The organism is Pseudomonas sp. Mn2068 (genome assembly GCF_049319725.1).
GTDB lineage: Bacteria > Pseudomonadota > Gammaproteobacteria > Pseudomonadales > Pseudomonadaceae > Aquipseudomonas > Aquipseudomonas gingeri.
Genome location: NZ_JBMOUG010000005.1, coordinates 58421 through 74112, shown reverse-complemented (window position 1 = coordinate 74112; position 15692 = coordinate 58421). Strand labels below are relative to the sequence as shown.

Below are 15692 nucleotides of genomic sequence, written 5' to 3'. Positions count from 1 at the left end.
CAAAAATAAAACCATGATAAATGGACGTGGGAAAACTTTGGAAAATTGCTTCGCGACTGCCGTTCTTGTTGTAGCAACTTAGGATGGGCGGAACATTGCGTCCATGGAATATTGCACATAATAACTTTAAAAATATCGAGAGAGGGCGAAATGAAAAGACGTGACTTTTTGGCTTTGAGCACAGTCGTCGCAGCAAGTGCGCTAATTACTCCGGGTTTTATGCGTTCGGCCAGTGCGGCAGGCAAGGAACTGAGGGTGCTGACCTGGGAAGGTTACGCTGACGACCAATGGGTGAAGGCCTTCGAGAAAAAAACAGGTTCTTCGGTAAGCGTCACTTATGCGGCCAGTGTCGACGAGATCTTCGCAAAAATGACGGCTTCGCAGGGCGCCGATTACGACGTGATCGCCATCGAGACCTCTTCCTACAAGCGTCTGACCCAGGAAAAGCTGATCCAGCCTCTCGATCTGGCCAGGCTCCAGAACGCCAGGAACCTGATGCCCACTTTTCAGAATGTCTCGGCCATCGTCTTTGATGGCAAGACTTACGCGGCGCCCTTCGCCTGGGGCTCCATACCGCTGATTTACAACGCTGATGTATTCAAGGTCGCCCCTGATAGTTGGGCGGTGCTCTGGGATGAGAAATACAAGGGGCGGATGATCATCGTCGATGATGCCAACAACGCCATTGTGACGGCGGCGCTGACCCTGGGAATCAAGGATCCTTTCAATCTGACGGATGATCAATTCGCATTGATCAAGACGAAGTTGTTGGCTCAGAAAGCCAATATCGCCAGCTTTTATTCCGGCTTTGACGATGGGGTCAGCATCTTTGCCCAGGGTGGCATCGATTTGATGATGTCCATGGGCGAGCCCCAGGCCGCGATGCTCAAGAAGCGAAACGTCAATGCGGCGCTCACTATTCCCAAAGAGGGCGCCATCGGCTGGATCGATTGCTGGTGTATCAGCGCCAAAGCCCGCGATAGCGGTCTTGCACACGCCTGGGTCGATGCAATGCTGGAGAAAGATGTCGGCACCTATATCAGTGAAAAAACCGGTTATGGCAACTCTACGAACGAAGCTGCAAATATCAAGATAGGCCTGAACTACTCGGAAAAGCTGGTCTTCCTGCAGGCGCCTGAAGATTTTGGTCGGCGTATCGAACTATGGAATGAAATCAAGGCAACGGCCGTGTAGTGGGGTCGCTGCATCAATAAAGACAAGAAGTCCCCGCCATTATTATTTCCTGCTGTGATGAAAGAAGTCACAGCTGGATGGCTGTGCATATGAGAGGAAAAATTTCATGAAGGAAATATTTGAGGCCGTGCCTCTTGGACTGACCGAACTTCGAGTGAGCAGGCTGGGAGTAGGCACCACGGCCATTGGTGGTCTCTACTCGCCGACCAGCACCACCAGCGCCGAAGAAACGCTGGAGGCTGCCTGGGACCTGGGTGTTCGCTTCTTTGACTCCGCCCCGCAATACGGCAACGGCATGGCTGAACAGCGCCTGGGGGCTTTTCTAAAGCGCAAGTCTGGCGATGACTATGTCGTGTGCACCAAGGTCGGTCGCCTTCTGCGGGTGCCTGAAACGCCGGTCGTTGATGGTTACTACAAGGACACTCCGCCCGAGCGCCCGGTCTTCGACTTCAGTTATGACGGCGTGATGACGTCGGTGGAGGAGAGCCTGGCCCGGCTGGGCCTCGATCGCATTGACGTATTGCATATCCATGACCCTGACGCCAGTTATCAGCAGGCCATCGAGGGCGCCTATAAAGCGCTCGACCGGTTGCGCTCCGACGGCACCATCGGTGCCGTCGGCGCCGGCATGAACCAGAGCCGGATGCTTGCCGAGTTTGCTCGCAATGGCAATTTCGACTGCTTTCTGCTGGCAGGCCGCTACACCCTCCTGGAGCAAGGTGCCCTTACGGAACTGCTGCCTCTTTGCGTCCAGAAAAACATATCGATCATTATTGGCGGGGTCTATAACAGCGGCATTCTCGCCAATCCGAGTGCCGGCGCGAAATTCAATTACGAGGACGCAGACCGGGCGCTCATAGAGCGGGCGTTGATGCTGGAGAAGGTCTGCCTGAGCCATGGTGTGCCCTTGAAAGCGGCGGCCATACAGTTTCCCCTCGCTCACCCGGCAGTGGCCAGCGTTCTCACCGGGCCCAGAACCGCCGAGGAAATGCTGGAAAACGCCGAGCTGTTCCGCCTGCCCATTCCAGGTGCCCTGTGGCAGGACCTCAAGACCCAGGGCCTGATCTCTGCCGATGCTCCAACAGCATGAAGAAAAGCATGCCGAATCAGATAATCGATACCCACCAGCATTTTTGGGATCTGACCACCGGATCCTATCCATGGATGGCGGGCGATGAAATGCGCGCTCTTCGCCGCAATTTCGCTCCGCACGACCTGCAGCCGCTGTTGGCCGATAATGGCATCGATTCCACTATCGTCGTGCAATGCCGGCATGATCTGTCAGAGACCCGGGACCTCCTGGCGATAGCCGCGTCCCATGATTTTGTCATGGGCGTTGTCGGCTGGGTCGATCTGCAGTCGGACGACGTGCCGGCGCAGATCGCCGCCTTGCGCGCATTGCCCGGTGGCGACAAGCTCGTCGGAATACGCCATAACGTTCATGACGAGCCGGATCCTGACTGGCTGTGTCGCTCCCGCGTACAGGAAGCGGTTGGCGCGGTCATAGAGGCTGGATTGACGTTCGACCTGCTGGTTCGCACACGGGAGCTACCGGCTGCGACGCTGCTCGCAAGGCGTTATCCGCATGGACGCTTCGTCCTTGACCATCTTGCCAAGCCTCCGATCGCCGAAGGGTTCAGCCCCGCCTGGCGCGAAGCGTTCGAGCTTCTCGCCGAAAGCGACAATGTCTGGTGCAAGGTCTCTGGCCTGGTCACCGAGGCGGACGCCGAGTCATGCGCAGCAGAAACCTTCGACTTCTATACACGTACTGCACTGACGGTATTTGGCCCCGGGCGCATTCTATTCGGCTCGGACTGGCCCGTTTGCACCCTGGCGGCTACCTACTCCGGGGTAAAGGCGATCGCCGAGCGACTCGTCAAAACGCACCCCGAGATTGCCAGCCGCTTTTTTGAACTGAACGCCCTCGACGCCTATAACCTGCGTTGAGGCCCTGGAAGAAAAGGATAACCCTATGAGCATCGACCTCGGTACCGGAACCTGGCTGAACCCGCCAGCCCATTGGGTGGCGGATGACGCCGGCCTCACCCTGACCACTGACGAAAAAACCGATTTCTGGCGGAAAACGCATTACGGCTTCATCCGCGATACGGGGCACTTTCTCGGCTTCCCGACGGGCAGCGAATTCACCGCGCAGATTCGCATCCAGGGGGCGTTTCGGACGCTTTACGACCAGGCTGGCCTGATGGTGCGGATTGACGAAACGCGCTGGATGAAAACCGGCGTGGAGTTCACGGACGGTGAGTTGTTTCTGAGCACCGTCATCACCGACGGCCAGTCGGACTGGTCGGTCTCCCAACCTTTCAAGGAACTGGAGGACTTCTACCTGAGAGTCACCGTGGCCAAAGGCACGATGCGGATCCAGGCCTCCCGTGACGGTGTCTTCTGGCCGCTGTTGCGTCTTGCCCCATTCCCGGAGGCGGAAAGTTATCAGGTAGGCCCCACCGCCTGCACGCCGGAACGAAGCGGCCTGACCGTGCGCTTTTCAGCGTTCTCCATCGGCTCGGCCACCACCAAAAACCTCCACGACTTGAGCTGAAGGAGTTCCCATGCTGATTGGTATCGATCCTATCCTCAACGCTGACATCCTCTTTGCCTTGCGATCCATGGGCCATGGTGACGAGATCGTCATTGTCGATGGCAGCTTTCCCGCCCAGACGGTGGCCAAACGGCTGATCCGCATGGAAGCGGCGGACCTGCCACGGATGTTGAAGGCCGTGCTCTCGGTCATGCCGATCGATGAGTCCGAACCCGATCCGGTCGTGGGGATGGAAGTGATAGATGAGCCCGACACCCTCGTAAGGGCGCATACGGTGATCCAGGACGCACTGGACGCGCTGCCAGGCGAATCGCCGACTCTCTGTCGCATTGAGCGCTTTGCTTTCTACGACCGGGCCAAGGAAGCTTTTGCCATTATCGCCACGGGTGAAACGCTGTTCTACGGCAACGTCATCATCCGCAAGGGCACCGTCAACCTGGGCGGAAACTGACGGCGGCACAGCCCCTCGGATGGACGTTCTGTCACGTCGAGGGGCTCTGGTGGTCCAAGTGTCTTGGTGCATGGGATCTCAAGCTGATCACCCATGCACCCCTTCAGCGTGGAACAGTACGTTCCTGCCTCTCAGGTGATCGCGCCAATCTGCCAGGGCACGAACTCGTTCTGCCCATAGCCGTGGCGTTCGCTCTTGCTGCGCTCTCCCGAAGCCACGCGCAGGATCATGTCGAAGATATGGGCGCCCCGATCCTCGATCGTATCGGTGCCGTCGGCGATGCCGCCACAGTTCACGTCCATGTCCTCTTCCTGATGGTTGAACATGTGCGAGTTGGTCGCGATCTTGATCGAGGGGGAAGGGGCGCCACCGAAGGCTGATCCGCGGCCGGTGGTGAAGGCAATGAGGTTGGCACCTCCCGCCACCTGGCCAGTGGCCGAGATCGGGTCATAGCCCGGGGTATCCATGAACACCAGGCCATGGGCGGTGACCGCTTCGGCGTATTCGTAGACATCGACCAGGTTCGTCGAGCCGCCCTTGGCCACGGCACCGAGTGACTTCTCCAGGATGGTGGTCAGCCCACCGGCCTTGTTGCCGGCCGAGGGGTTGTTGTTGAGCTCGGCATTCATGCGTTGGCAATAGCTTTCCCACCAGCGGATCCGCGCGATGAGCTTTTCACCGACCTCGCTGCTCACCGCGCGGCGTGTCAGCAGATGTTCGGCGCCATAGATCTCCGGGGTCTCGGAAAGGATCGCCGTGCCGCCTGCCGCCACCAGCCGGTCGACCGCATTGCCCAGGGCCGGGTTGGCGGTGATCCCGGAGTAGCCATCCGAGCCGCCACATTGCAGCCCGACGATGAGATGCCTGGCACTGACGGCTTCCCGGTGTACCTGGTTGGCAGTCGGCAGCAGGGCCTTGATCTGCTCGATGCCGTTGGCGATGGATTTCGCCGTGCCGCCGGTCCCCTGGATGGTGAACACACGCAGGTGCGGGCCTGCTTGCAGGTGGCGGGCCTTGAGCAGGTCGTCGATCTGGTTGGTCTCGCAGCCCAGGCCGATCATCAGGACGGAATGGAAATTGGCGTGAACCGCATAGCCCCCCAGGGTTCGCTGCAACATCGCCAGGGCCTCGCCGCCCGGGTCCACGGCACAGCCTATGCCATGGGTCAGGGCTACCACGCCATCGACGCCCGGATACTCTGCGAGGGCCTCGGGATGGATGTCGCGACGGAAGTAGTCGGCGATCGCCCGCGCCACGGTGGCCGAACAGTTCACCGAGGTCAGCACGCCGATGTAGTTGCGCGTCGCCACGCGACCGTCCGGGCGAACGATACCCATGAACGTCGCTTCCCGATGCGGCGTCGGTTTGGCGTCGATGCCGAACTCATGATTGCGGGAAAAGTGCGCCATGCCGAGGTTGTGACTGTGGACGTGTGCGCCGGCCTCGATCAGGGCCGACGCGACCCCGATGATCTGGCCGTAACGGCGAACGTTCTCGCCGGCCTCGATACGCCGTACGGCCACCTTGTGGCCGGCGGGAATCGCCTGCCGGACAACGACGCCTTCCGCCTCCAGCAACAGACCGGCAGGGAGCGGCTGGCGCGCGATCAGCACGTCGTCATGCGGATCCAGCCGGATCGTGGCCGCCACAATCTGGCTTTGCGCACTTGTTTTAGCAATCAATTCCATTACGGCACCTTACTGGAGGGGAAAGCGGATGCTTTGCTGCAGGGTTCATGGCGCGATCCTAGCGCCGGCCCGGCGGGGCGGGTAATGAAAATCCGGAGGCTTGAGATAACCGAGCGTTATCTGTGTGACCGAATCGAGCGAGGCCAGGCGATATTCAACCCGGTGGCGCTGATATCGGTTGCGTCGACAAGGGGTTTACTTCGTCAGTTCTTCGATCAGCAAGTGGGTCAGTTGCGAGAGTTCCACCTGGGTACGCGTGACGATGGCGAACGGCTCGGTCTTTGGCGTGATGGTACAGGGCAACTGCGTCAACATGGCCTGCAGCAACGGCAGTTCCGCCACGTCGGTGGGCAGTACCGCGACCAGGTGGGGGTCGCTGATCAGCAACAGCAGCGTGGCGAAGGTGGATGAGGTTTCGATGGGGTGGGCCGGAAAGTTCACGCCGGCCTCATGGAACTCGCGCTCCAGCGTCTGGCGCAGCGGCATGTTCGCCGAGAAGATCACCCAGCCGGAATCCGCCAGGTCCTCCAGGGTGAGCGAGGTGCGCCCCACCAGCGGATGCTTGGGGTTGGCCATCACCATCAGCGCTTCGGGTTTCATGCTGATGCTGTCATAGGCCGTGGGGCGCGGGCTCACACTGGGGTAGCACAGCGCCATGTCCAGGCGACCCTGGTCCAGCAGGCTCAGCAGCTTGACGCTGGTGTCTTCGACTATCTCGATGGTCGCCTGGGGTTGACGCTCGCGCAGCCGCAGCAGGCCGGCCGTCAGCAGCGGCACGCCGCCCATGATCGTGCCGACGGTGATGCGTCCCCCATGTCCCTGGAAGATCCCGTGCATCTCCTGCCGAAGGTGGGCCAGGTCGGTCAGGATCAAGCGTGCGTAGCGAATCGCGCAACGGCCCATCGCATTGGCGTTCAGTCCCTTGCTGGTGCGTTCGAACAGCGTCGCGCCGAGGGTTTCCTCCACATCGTGGAGGGCCTTGGTCGCGCCGGGCTGGGTGATGCCGATGATTTCCGCGGCCCGGTGGATGGAGCCGTGATCGTCCAGGGCAATCAACAGGCGCAACTGCTTGAGGCGAAGGCGCGAGGAGATGGTTTCCAGGGTTGGCATCATCGTCAGGGTGCGCTTTTTCAAAGAGATGACCCGCATTAGGCATCAGCAGGCGGGAAAACTCCAGCCGCCTCCGGTCCTGCCGCCAGCCCTTGTGGAAACGCCGCTGCACCCGGCGATAGCCAACGGTTATCGACAGGGGTGTACTTCTCATTACTCGCCCCGCATGAAGTGCAGTACTTTGGGTTCAGCCGGTTTCGCGGTGTTTATTGTTTCGTCATGCAGGCCGCGACGGGATCGGGTTGTTTCAACAGAGGAGCCACGTATATGCCTGACAGGCTGGAAAACAATAAAGAAGTGACGGGCAGAACCCGGGTACTGGGGATTCTTGCTCACCCGACCGAACATGTGAAAGCACCGCCCAAGATCAACAGGATTGCCCGTGAGCGTGGCTGTGACGCGATCATGGTGCCCATGAATGTTGCGCCGCAAGACTTCGAACGTTTCGTCAACAGTCTGCGAACACTGTTGAGTTTCGATGGGGCCATTGTCACGGTGCCTTTCAAGCAGGCCATCCTGCCGTTGTGCGACGAACTCAGTGAACAGGCCGCCGCCGTCGGCGCCGCCAACGTCATCCGACGCCTGGCCGATGGACGCCTGGTCGGCGATCAACTGGATGGCATCGGTTTCCTGCGCGGGTTGCAGCATGCCGGTATCGAAGTGGCCGGCCAGTCGGTCTACCTTGTCGGTGCCGGTGGCGCGGCGAACGCCGTCGCTTTCGCGCTGGCCCAGGCCGGCATCGCCCGGCTGACCCTGGCCAACCGCAGTGAGCACAAGAGCCTTGAGCTCAAGGAGCGGCTCCTGCGTCACTATCCGGCCCTGGACGTCTCTCTGGGCAGCCGTGACCCCAGCGGCCACCAACTGATTATCAACGGTACGTCCCTGGGTATGCAGGCCACGGACCCGTTGCCGCTGGATGTCGCCGGGCTGACGCCGCAGATGACCGTGGCGGAAGTGGTCCAGGAACCGGAGCGTACCGCGTTGCTGATCGAGGCCGAGGGTATCGGCTGCCGGGTCCATCTGGGGCGCCACATGCTGGAACACCAGGTGCAGTCGATGGCGGACTTCCTTGGCCTGTAACGGGCCGCACTCATTTCACAAGAAGGATTGATGATGAACGAATTAGCCATCCATGGCGGACCACGCGCCATAGACGGGACGCTGCCCAGCTTCCGTGACGCATCCGGGCGCACGTTCGGTGCCGAGGAAGAAAAACTGCTGCTGGAAGTGATCCGCTCAGGCAGCCTGTCCTTCCTGGTCGGCCCCAAGACCCGGCAGTTCGAGCAACGCTTTGCCGAGATCTATGGGGTGTCCACGGCCGTAGCGGTGGCGAACGGCACGGCGGCCTTGCATACCGCGGTGATCTACCTGAATCCCGAGCCTGGCGACGAGATCATCCTGTCGCCGGTGACGGATATCGGTACGGTCATTCCAGTGCTCGCGCAACTGGCGGTGCCGGTCTTCGCCGATGTCGACCCGCTCACGCAGAACCTCGATCCGATCTCCATCGAGAAGAACATCACCCCGCGGACCCGCGCGATCATCGTGACCCACGTGTTCGGCAATCCGGCGGACATGGACGCGATCATGGCGATTGCCCGCAAGCACGACCTGTTCGTCATCGAGGACTGTGCCCAGGCGCACCTGGCCTACTACAAGGGCAAGTTGTGCGGCACTTTCGGCGATGTGGGCTGTTTCAGTTTCCAGCAGTCCAAGCACATGACCACCGGTGATGGCGGCCTGGTGATCAGCAATCGCGACGAATACAACGGTCGTCGCCTGCGCGCGTGCAGCGACAAGGGCTGGCCGCGCGAGCGCGGTGGCCGTGACCACCTGTTCCTGGCACCCAACTACCACATGACCGAATTGCAGGCTGCCGTCGGCCTGGCGCAGGTCGAGAAACTGCATCAGTTCGTCGAGGCGCGCGTTGCCTCGGCCGATCGCCTGACCGGGTTGCTGGACGGGTTGCCTATCCAGCCGGTATTGCCGTTGCCGGACACCCGCGGGGTTTACTTCTTCTATTCGTTCCGCGTGGACACCGCGCAACTGACGGTCCCGCTGCGCGAGGTCATGAAGGCGCTGGTGGCCGAGGGGATCGACGGCTTCATCGGTTACCCGGGCGAGGTGCCGCTCTACAGCTACCCGGTCATCCGTGAACGCAAGACGTTCGGCTCGTCGGGGCTGCCCTTCACCTTGCCGGGCGCGAACCCGCAGGACTTCTCCAGCAGCGTCTGTCCGGTGGCGGAAACGGTTTGCAAGGAAACGGTGTGCATGTGGTGGACCGACCGTTTCGAGGAGAAACACCTGCAAGGCATCGCCCACGCGATCCGCAAAGTGCTGACGGCCTACGGCCGAGGCTGACTCATGTCTGCGGCGGGCCGTTGCCCGGCCTGCCGTTTTCCCAATGGAAGAGGTTTTTGCGATGCAAACGACTGGGCCGTACTCGGGGTTGTTTCCTGTTGCCCCGACGCCATTCAGCGATGCCGGCGAGCTCGATTTCGAGGGGCAGGGGCGGGTGCTTGACTGCATGATCGACCAGGGCGTGGATGGCATCTGTGTCCTGGCCAACTATTCGGAGCAGTTTCTGCTCTCGGATGAAGAACGCCGACAGTTGACCGAGTTCTGCCTGGCGCACGTCAAGGGGCGGGTGCCTGTGATGGTCACCTGCAGCCACTTCAGCACCCAGGTCGCCAGCCAGCGTGCGCGTCACGCGGCGGAGCACGGGGCGGCGCTGATCATGCTGATGCCGCCCTATCACGGTGCGGGCATCAAGCTCGAACCGCGACTGATCCGCGAGCACTTCGAGCGTGTCGCAGAGGCGTGCCAGCTGCCGATCATGATCCAGGATGCGCCGCTGAGCGGCGTCACGCTCTCCACGGCTTTCCTGGCGGAAGTGGCCCGGACCCTGCCGCTGGTGCGTTACTTCAAGATCGAAGTGCCCGGCACCGCCGCCAAGCTGCGCGAGCTGATCACGCTGGGCGGCAGCAGCATCGTGGGGCCTTTCAACGGTGAAGAGGCGATCACGCTGATGGCCGATCTGGATGCCGGCGCCCGTGGGGTCATGGCCAGCGCGATGATTCCGGACCTGATCCGTCCGGTGATGAGCGCCCATGCCGAAGGCCGTCGCCAGGACGCGATCCAGGCATATGAGCGGATTCTGCCGTTGATCAACTATGAGAACCGCCAGTGCGGATTGCGTGCGGCCAAGACGGTGATGAAGGAGGGCGGTGTGATCCGTTCCGACAGCGTTCGCCATCCCCTGGAAGCACTGCATCCGCAGACACGTGAGGGCCTGCTTGAACTGGCCAGGGCGGCCAATCCGATTGCGTTGCAATGGGGTAGGTAAACCGGGTGCCCCGGCATGAACAGAGGCAGCCGGGGCGGCTGGGCCTGTTGATTTCATAGGTTTCGGCCAGGCGCCGATGACATAGAGAGAGTTGAAAATGCTTCCTGTACTTGGTCAGCAATTCATCGCGGGTGCCCGCAGCGGCCTTGGCGAGCCCCGTCACCAGAGCTTTGATGCCAGCAGCGGGGAAGCCCTGTCCTGTGCTTTCCACCAGGCCACGCTCGAAGAAGTCGAGCAGGCCGCCCTCGCCGCGAAGAATGCCTTCGGCCCCTATCGGCAACTGAGTCCGGCGCGGCGCGCCGAGTTTCTCGAGGCAATCGCCGAGGAACTGGATGCACTGGATCAGGATTTCGTGGCCATCGTCTGCCGGGAGACCGCACTACCGGCCGCGCGTATCCAGGGCGAGCGCCTGAGAACCAGTAACCAGATGCGCCTGTTCGCCCAGGTGCTGCGCCGTGGTGACTTCCTCGGTGCGCGCATCGACCTGGCGCTGCCGGACCGTCAGCCCCTGCCACGCGTCGACCTGCGTCAGTACCGCATCGGCGTCGGCCCGGTGGCGGTGTTCGGTGCCAGCAACTTCCCCCTGGCATTCTCCACGGCGGGGGGCGACACGGCCTCGGCGCTGGCGGCCGGTTGCCCCGTGGTCGTCAAGGCCCATAGCGGACACATGGCGACCGCCGACCTGGTGGGCTGCGCCATCGAGCGGGCGGCCACGCGCACCGGCATGCCCGCGGGCGTGTTCAACATGATCTTCGGCCAGGGTGTCGGTGCGGACCTGGTCAGGCATCCGGCGATCCAGGCCGTGGGTTTTACCGGTTCGCTGCACGGCGGGGAAGCGCTGTGCCGGATCGCCGCCGAGCGTGCGCAGCCGATCCCGGTGTTCGCCGAAATGTCGAGCATCAATCCGGTCATCCTGCTGCCAGCAGCCCTGGCCGCCCGGGGCGCGGCAATCGCTGGCGAACTGGCGGGCTCGGTGGTGCTGGGAGCAGGGCAGTTCTGCACCAACCCCGGCCTGGTGATCGGTATCCGTGGCGCGGCATTCACGGCGTTCACCGAACAGCTCAGGGAGCACCTGTCGGTACAGGCGCCGCAGACCCTGCTCAACGCGAGCGGCCTGGGCAGCTACCGCAAGGGCGTCGATGCCTTGAGGTCATGCCCGGGCGTCACGCACCTGGCGGGTCAGCCGCAGGAGGGCAGCCAGGCGCAAGCGCAGCTGTTCAAGGCCGACGTCGGCTTGCTGTTGGAGGGACATCCCTTGCTCCAGGAAGAAGTCTTCGGCCCGGCCACCGTGCTGATCGAAGTGGCTGACGACGCGGAACTCGAGCATGCGTTGCTGGCCCTGCGCGGCCAACTGACCGCGACGCTCATCGGTGAGCCGGACGATCTGCGCAAGTATCAATGGCTGGTGCCCCTGTTGGAGGAGAAGGTTGGCCGTATCCTGGTCAATGGCTATCCGACGGGGGTGGAAGTTTGCGACGCGATGGTCCATGGCGGCCCTTATCCGGCGACAAGCGATCCTCGGGGGACCTCGGTCGGCAGCCTGGCGATCGATCGGTTCCTGCGTCCGGTCTGCTACCAGAACTACCCGGACGACCTGTTGCCCGCTGCGTTGCAGAACGCCAACCCCCTGCAAGTGAAGCGCTTGGTGAATGGTGAGTGGAGCAGCGAGGCGCTTGTGCCTTAGCCCGATTGTTGGCAAAGGCGCTGGATGCTGTGGCATGAAAAAAGCCCCCATTGCGCTGTCGTGGGCAGGCCGTGGGGGCAAAAGGGGAGGTCAGCCGGGGTGACCCGGTCCTGCCTTTGGCTCGGAGATGGTCAGCAAGAGGATGAAGCTGATGAACGAGCCGATTGCCAGCCAGGCAAATACATAACCCCAGCCATAGTTATCCAGCAGCAGGCCGGTAATGAAAGGCGTGGCCGCGGCGCCCAATTGCCCGATCATGTTCACGATGGCGTTGGCGATGGGGAACGTTTTCTTGGTGGCCAGCCCCATCGGGTAGACCATGTAGGAAGAGAAACCGAGGCTGAGGACAACGCCGGTCAGCATCAGCAGCAGCCCGTAAGGCAGCGGTTCGGCAGGCGAATTGATCAGCAGGTACATCATCAGCGACGTGCCCAGTGCCGACAGCAGCATGCCGGGCTTGCGCCGCCCGCCCAGCAGCCGGTCCGAGCAGAAGCCGCCGATCAGGTTGCCCAGCACCGCGCCTACCCATGGCGCCGCCGATACCAGCCCCATGTTCATGATCGAGAATTGCTTGACGGTCATCAGGTAGGTCGGGATCCATGCCAGCAACACGCTGGAGACGCCCAGTTGAAAACAGTAGCTGGTGGCGCAACCCCAGATGTTCCAGGAGGTGAACACCTGCTTGTTGGTTTCCAGGGGCGTTTCATGACGAGCCCGCATGACGCGATCCAGTCTGTGCAACCAGGCTGGGGTCTGCCGTGGGCGGGTCGGTTGAGCCGTCTGGATGTTGTCGGTTGCTTCGGTGATGTAGTGGAGCTCGGCGTTGTTGACGAAGCGGCTACGGGACGGGTGATCGGCAACCATGAAATACCAGACCACCGCGAGGACGATGCCGGGCACGGCGAAAAAGTAGAAGATTTCGCGCCAGCCCCAGACCGAAATAATCACGGCGCAGAGTGGCGGCACGATCACCGGGCCGAATTTGACGGCGGACAGGAAGATTCCCGAAGCCGTGCCCTTTTCCCGTGGGGGAAACCAGTTGTTGATGGTCGTGGTCATGCTGATCGGCAGTGGACCTTCGGCAACGCCAAGGCCCAGGCGGTACAGCTTCAGCGCAAGCAGCGAGCCGGCCGTCCCCACCAGGCCGGTCAGCAGCGAGGTCAATACCATGGCGCCAGGGAGGATCCTGCTGACGCCGAAGCGGCCGAAGGCAAAGCCGGAGGGGATCTGTGCCAAGGCATACGCCAGCAGAAACAGGCTGACCAGGCCACCGGCCTCGGCATTGCTCATGTCGAACTCTTTGCGAATGAAGGGTAGGGCAACACCCAGGTTTGCCCTGTCGGCGGCGGCGATGGTGTAAATCAGGAAAATCAGCGCCGCCACCACCCAGCGGTAATGACTGCGCACGGCAGGTTTTATGACTTCAGGCAGAGACATGAGGGCAGACCTTGTTTTTTTATCGGTGTTGTCCGGCCAAAGTAATGATTGTGAATCTGCAAAAAAAGCGACAAATACTCCGCTCAACAAATCGCTTTTATTGATGGGAGTGCCGCGTTGAATGGGCGCCCTGGAGAATGCGCGGGCATAAAAAAACCGGGCTCTAGGCCCGGTTGGATGGCAACGTGAGTCGCGCGTGCAGCCCTCGATCAGACCTTGGGATCCTCATGGGGCTTGAGTGGGTGCGCATACTGCGGCTTGAGCTTGCCGTCCTTGTCCAGTAACCAGGCATCGAGGATCTCGCGTACCACCGGGCCGGCTACCCGGCCACCGGCTTCGCCGTTCTCGATCATCACCGAAATCACGATCTGCGGATCTTCCGCCGGGGCGAAGCCGACGAAGAGGGCGTTGTCGCGGTTGCGCTCGGAGGTCTTCAGGCGGTCGTAGCGTTCGCCCTGCTTGATCGCCACCACCTGCGCGGTACCACTCTTGCCGGCAATCCGGTACTGCGCGCCGACGGCCGCCGCGCGGGCGATACCGCGCGGGTCATGCATCACCAGTTGCATGGCGTAGTTGACCTGCTCCCACTCCTTGGGGTCGCGCAAGACGATGTTCGGGATCGGGTTCTCGTCCACCGGCGCCACCTGGCCCACCGACTTGGCCAGGTGCGGGCGATTCCACACGCCCTTGTTGGCAATCAGCGTGGTGGCCTGGGCCAGTTGCAACGGGGTGACCTGCATATAGCCCTGGCCGATCCCGAGAATCACCGTTTCCCCCGGGAACCAGGTCTGGCGGCGGGTGGCGCGTTTCCACTCGCGGGACGGCATCAGCCCCGAAGACTCTTCGAACATGTCCAGGGAGACCTTCTGCCCGACCCCGAACTTGTTCAGGTAATCGTGCAGTCGATCGATGCCCAGCTTGCTTGCCAGGTCATAGAAGTAGGTGTCGTTGGAACGCATGATCGCCGCGTTCAGGTCGACCCAGCCGTCGCCGCTGTGGTTCCAGTTGCGGTACTTGTGATCGACATTGGGCAACTGGAAATAGCCCGGGTCGAACACCCGCGTCGAGGGCGAGATCACGCCGCTGTCGAGGCCGGCGATGGCCACTTCCGGCTTGATCGTCGAGCCGGGAGCGTAGAGCCCGCGCAGGGCGCGGTTGAACAGCGGGCGGTCGATGGAGTCGCGCAGGGCCGAGTAGTCCTTGGCGCGGATGCCGGTGACGAACAGGTTCGGGTCGAAACTCGGCTTGCTGACCATCGCCAGCACTTCGCCGGTCTTCGGATCGATCGCCACCACCGAGCCGCGGCGGTCACCCAGGGCGTTCTCGGCGGCTTCCTGGAGTTTGATATCCAGACTCAGGACGATGTTCTTGCCGGGGATCGGATCGGTGTGCTTGAGCACCCGCATGACCCGGCCCTGGGCATTGGTCTCGACTTCCTCGTAACCGACGTGGCCGTGCAGTTCGTTCTCGTAGAAGCGCTCAATGCCGGTCTTGCCGATGGACTGGGTGCCACGGTACTCCACCGGGTCGAGCTGCTTGGTTTCCTTCTCGTTGATCCGGCCGACGTAACCCACCGAATGAGCGAAATGGTCGCCCAGCGGGTAATGCCGGACGAACTGCGGTTCGACCTCGATCCCCGGCAACTTGAATTCGTTCACGGCCAGCAGGGCGATCTGCTGTTCGGTCAGTTCGTAGAGCAGGGTCACCGGCTCGAAGGGGTGGCGCGACTGCTTGAGTGCCTTGCCGAACAGGGTCCGGTCTTCTTCCGGCAGGTTGAGGACGCTCATCACCGTGTCCAGCACCTGGCCGACGTCACCGGCGCGTTCGCGGGTGAGGGTCATGTTGAAGCTGGGCTGGTTGTCGGCGAGCACTTCGCCGTTGCGATCGTAGATCAGCCCGCGTTCAGGCGGGATCGGCAGGACATGGACCCGGTTGTTTTCCGAGACCGTGGAGTTGTAGGAGAACTCGGTGACCTGGAGAAAATACAGGCGGCCCACCAGGGCGGCGGCGAGGCCCAGTACCAGCAGGCCACAGGCGATCAGGCGCTTGTTGACCAGGCGTTTTTCGGTCTCGTGATCCTTGAGATGAATGGGATCGGTCATGAGGAACCTGTTTTGTGCAAGAAAAATTGACGATAAAAGGTATGGCTGATAGAAAAAATAAATAGGTAGCTACTTAAATCGGCGCACACGATACCAAGAAGCGCCGGATTTAGGGGCTTTATT

At 61.6% G+C, this 15692-nt stretch carries 13 protein-coding genes; 9 read left to right on the top strand and 4 right to left on the bottom strand.

The genetic code is table 11. From position 1 onward, the window contains the following. The first annotated feature begins 150 nt into the window (after nucleotides 1-150). From ACL9RJ_RS13395 to ACL9RJ_RS13375, 5 genes are all read left to right on the top strand, one after another. Nucleotides 151-1194 (top strand): ABC transporter substrate-binding protein, encoded by a 1044-nt coding sequence (locus tag ACL9RJ_RS13395; RefSeq protein WP_042936851.1) that lies wholly within the window; start codon nucleotides 151-153, stop codon nucleotides 1192-1194. Nucleotides 1195-1300: 106 nt separating this feature from the next. Further along, nucleotides 1301-2284: an aldo/keto reductase gene (locus ACL9RJ_RS13390; RefSeq protein WP_422765338.1), complete on the top strand. Its 984-nt coding sequence runs from the start codon at nucleotides 1301-1303 to the stop codon at nucleotides 2282-2284. 8 nt (nucleotides 2285-2292) lie between these two features. Continuing rightward, nucleotides 2293-3141 (top strand): amidohydrolase family protein, encoded by an 849-nt coding sequence (locus ACL9RJ_RS13385; protein ID WP_422765337.1) that lies wholly within the window; start codon nucleotides 2293-2295, stop codon nucleotides 3139-3141. A 25-nt stretch (nucleotides 3142-3166) separates the two neighbouring features. Next, a complete protein-coding gene (locus ACL9RJ_RS13380; protein WP_422765336.1) occupies nucleotides 3167-3751 on the top strand; it encodes a DUF1349 domain-containing protein in 585 nt (194 codons plus the stop codon). 10 nt (nucleotides 3752-3761) lie between these two features. Further along, nucleotides 3762-4202, top strand: a complete 441-nt coding sequence (locus tag ACL9RJ_RS13375) for an RbsD/FucU family protein (protein WP_017129162.1) — start codon at nucleotides 3762-3764, stop codon at nucleotides 4200-4202. A 131-nt stretch (nucleotides 4203-4333) separates the two neighbouring features. On the opposite strand, the gene ACL9RJ_RS13370 is transcribed toward ACL9RJ_RS13375, so the two are convergent. Next, entirely contained in the window at nucleotides 4334-5890 is a 1557-nt protein-coding gene (locus ACL9RJ_RS13370) for a UxaA family hydrolase (RefSeq protein WP_422765335.1), read from the bottom strand. A gap of 195 nt (nucleotides 5891-6085) precedes the next feature. Further along, nucleotides 6086-7003, bottom strand: a complete 918-nt coding sequence (locus ACL9RJ_RS13365) for a LysR family transcriptional regulator (protein ID WP_042936945.1) — start codon at nucleotides 7001-7003, stop codon at nucleotides 6086-6088. 264 nt (nucleotides 7004-7267) lie between these two features. Here ACL9RJ_RS13365 and ACL9RJ_RS13360 point away from each other — a divergent pair, with 264 nt between their 5' ends. The 4 genes from ACL9RJ_RS13360 (at nucleotide 7268) to ACL9RJ_RS13345 (ending at nucleotide 12030) form a co-directional block, all read left to right on the top strand. Next, a complete protein-coding gene (locus tag ACL9RJ_RS13360; protein WP_177118427.1) occupies nucleotides 7268-8080 on the top strand; it encodes a shikimate dehydrogenase family protein in 813 nt (270 codons plus the stop codon). A 33-nt stretch (nucleotides 8081-8113) separates the two neighbouring features. Next, on the top strand, nucleotides 8114-9361 hold the full coding sequence (locus ACL9RJ_RS13355) for a DegT/DnrJ/EryC1/StrS family aminotransferase (RefSeq protein ID WP_177118426.1): 1248 nt from the start codon (nucleotides 8114-8116) through the stop codon (nucleotides 9359-9361). Between the two features lie 61 nt (nucleotides 9362-9422). Beyond that, on the top strand, nucleotides 9423-10346 hold the full coding sequence (locus ACL9RJ_RS13350; RefSeq protein ID WP_103033128.1) for a dihydrodipicolinate synthase family protein: 924 nt from the start codon (nucleotides 9423-9425) through the stop codon (nucleotides 10344-10346). A 97-nt stretch (nucleotides 10347-10443) separates the two neighbouring features. Next, nucleotides 10444-12030, top strand: a complete 1587-nt coding sequence (locus ACL9RJ_RS13345) for an aldehyde dehydrogenase (NADP(+)) (protein ID WP_422765334.1) — start codon at nucleotides 10444-10446, stop codon at nucleotides 12028-12030. A gap of 90 nt (nucleotides 12031-12120) precedes the next feature. Here the strand turns inward: ACL9RJ_RS13345 and ACL9RJ_RS13340 are convergent, their stop codons facing one another. Together ACL9RJ_RS13340 and mrdA are read right to left on the bottom strand one after the other, a co-directional pair. After that, entirely contained in the window at nucleotides 12121-13467 is a 1347-nt protein-coding gene (locus ACL9RJ_RS13340; protein WP_422765333.1) for an MFS transporter, read from the bottom strand. Nucleotides 13468-13676: 209 nt separating this feature from the next. Continuing rightward, nucleotides 13677-15569, bottom strand: coding sequence for a penicillin-binding protein 2 (gene mrdA / locus ACL9RJ_RS13335; protein ID WP_103033129.1), 1893 nt, complete (start codon nucleotides 15567-15569; stop codon nucleotides 13677-13679). Between the last annotated feature and the right edge of the window lie 123 nt (nucleotides 15570-15692).

Excerpts from the sequence above, each read along its gene's own strand:
- ACL9RJ_RS13395 (WP_042936851.1), top strand. The coding sequence starts at position 151 with ATGAAAAGACGTGACTTTTTGGCTTTGAGCACAGTCGTCGCAGCAAGT.
- ACL9RJ_RS13390 (WP_422765338.1), top strand. The coding sequence starts at position 1,301 with ATGAAGGAAATATTTGAGGCCGTGCCTCTTGGACTGACCGAACTTCGA.
- ACL9RJ_RS13385 (WP_422765337.1), top strand. The coding sequence starts at position 2,293 with ATGCCGAATCAGATAATCGATACCCACCAGCATTTTTGGGATCTGACC.
- ACL9RJ_RS13380 (WP_422765336.1), top strand. The coding sequence starts at position 3,167 with ATGAGCATCGACCTCGGTACCGGAACCTGGCTGAACCCGCCAGCCCAT.
- ACL9RJ_RS13375 (WP_017129162.1), top strand. The coding sequence starts at position 3,762 with ATGCTGATTGGTATCGATCCTATCCTCAACGCTGACATCCTCTTTGCC.
- ACL9RJ_RS13370 (WP_422765335.1), bottom strand. The coding sequence starts at position 5,890 with ATGGAATTGATTGCTAAAACAAGTGCGCAAAGCCAGATTGTGGCGGCC.
- ACL9RJ_RS13365 (WP_042936945.1), bottom strand. The coding sequence starts at position 7,003 with ATGATGCCAACCCTGGAAACCATCTCCTCGCGCCTTCGCCTCAAGCAG.
- ACL9RJ_RS13360 (WP_177118427.1), top strand. The coding sequence starts at position 7,268 with ATGCCTGACAGGCTGGAAAACAATAAAGAAGTGACGGGCAGAACCCGG.
- ACL9RJ_RS13355 (WP_177118426.1), top strand. The coding sequence starts at position 8,114 with ATGAACGAATTAGCCATCCATGGCGGACCACGCGCCATAGACGGGACG.
- ACL9RJ_RS13350 (WP_103033128.1), top strand. The coding sequence starts at position 9,423 with ATGCAAACGACTGGGCCGTACTCGGGGTTGTTTCCTGTTGCCCCGACG.
- ACL9RJ_RS13345 (WP_422765334.1), top strand. The coding sequence starts at position 10,444 with ATGCTTCCTGTACTTGGTCAGCAATTCATCGCGGGTGCCCGCAGCGGC.
- ACL9RJ_RS13340 (WP_422765333.1), bottom strand. The coding sequence starts at position 13,467 with ATGTCTCTGCCTGAAGTCATAAAACCTGCCGTGCGCAGTCATTACCGC.
- mrdA (WP_103033129.1), bottom strand. The coding sequence starts at position 15,569 with ATGACCGATCCCATTCATCTCAAGGATCACGAGACCGAAAAACGCCTG.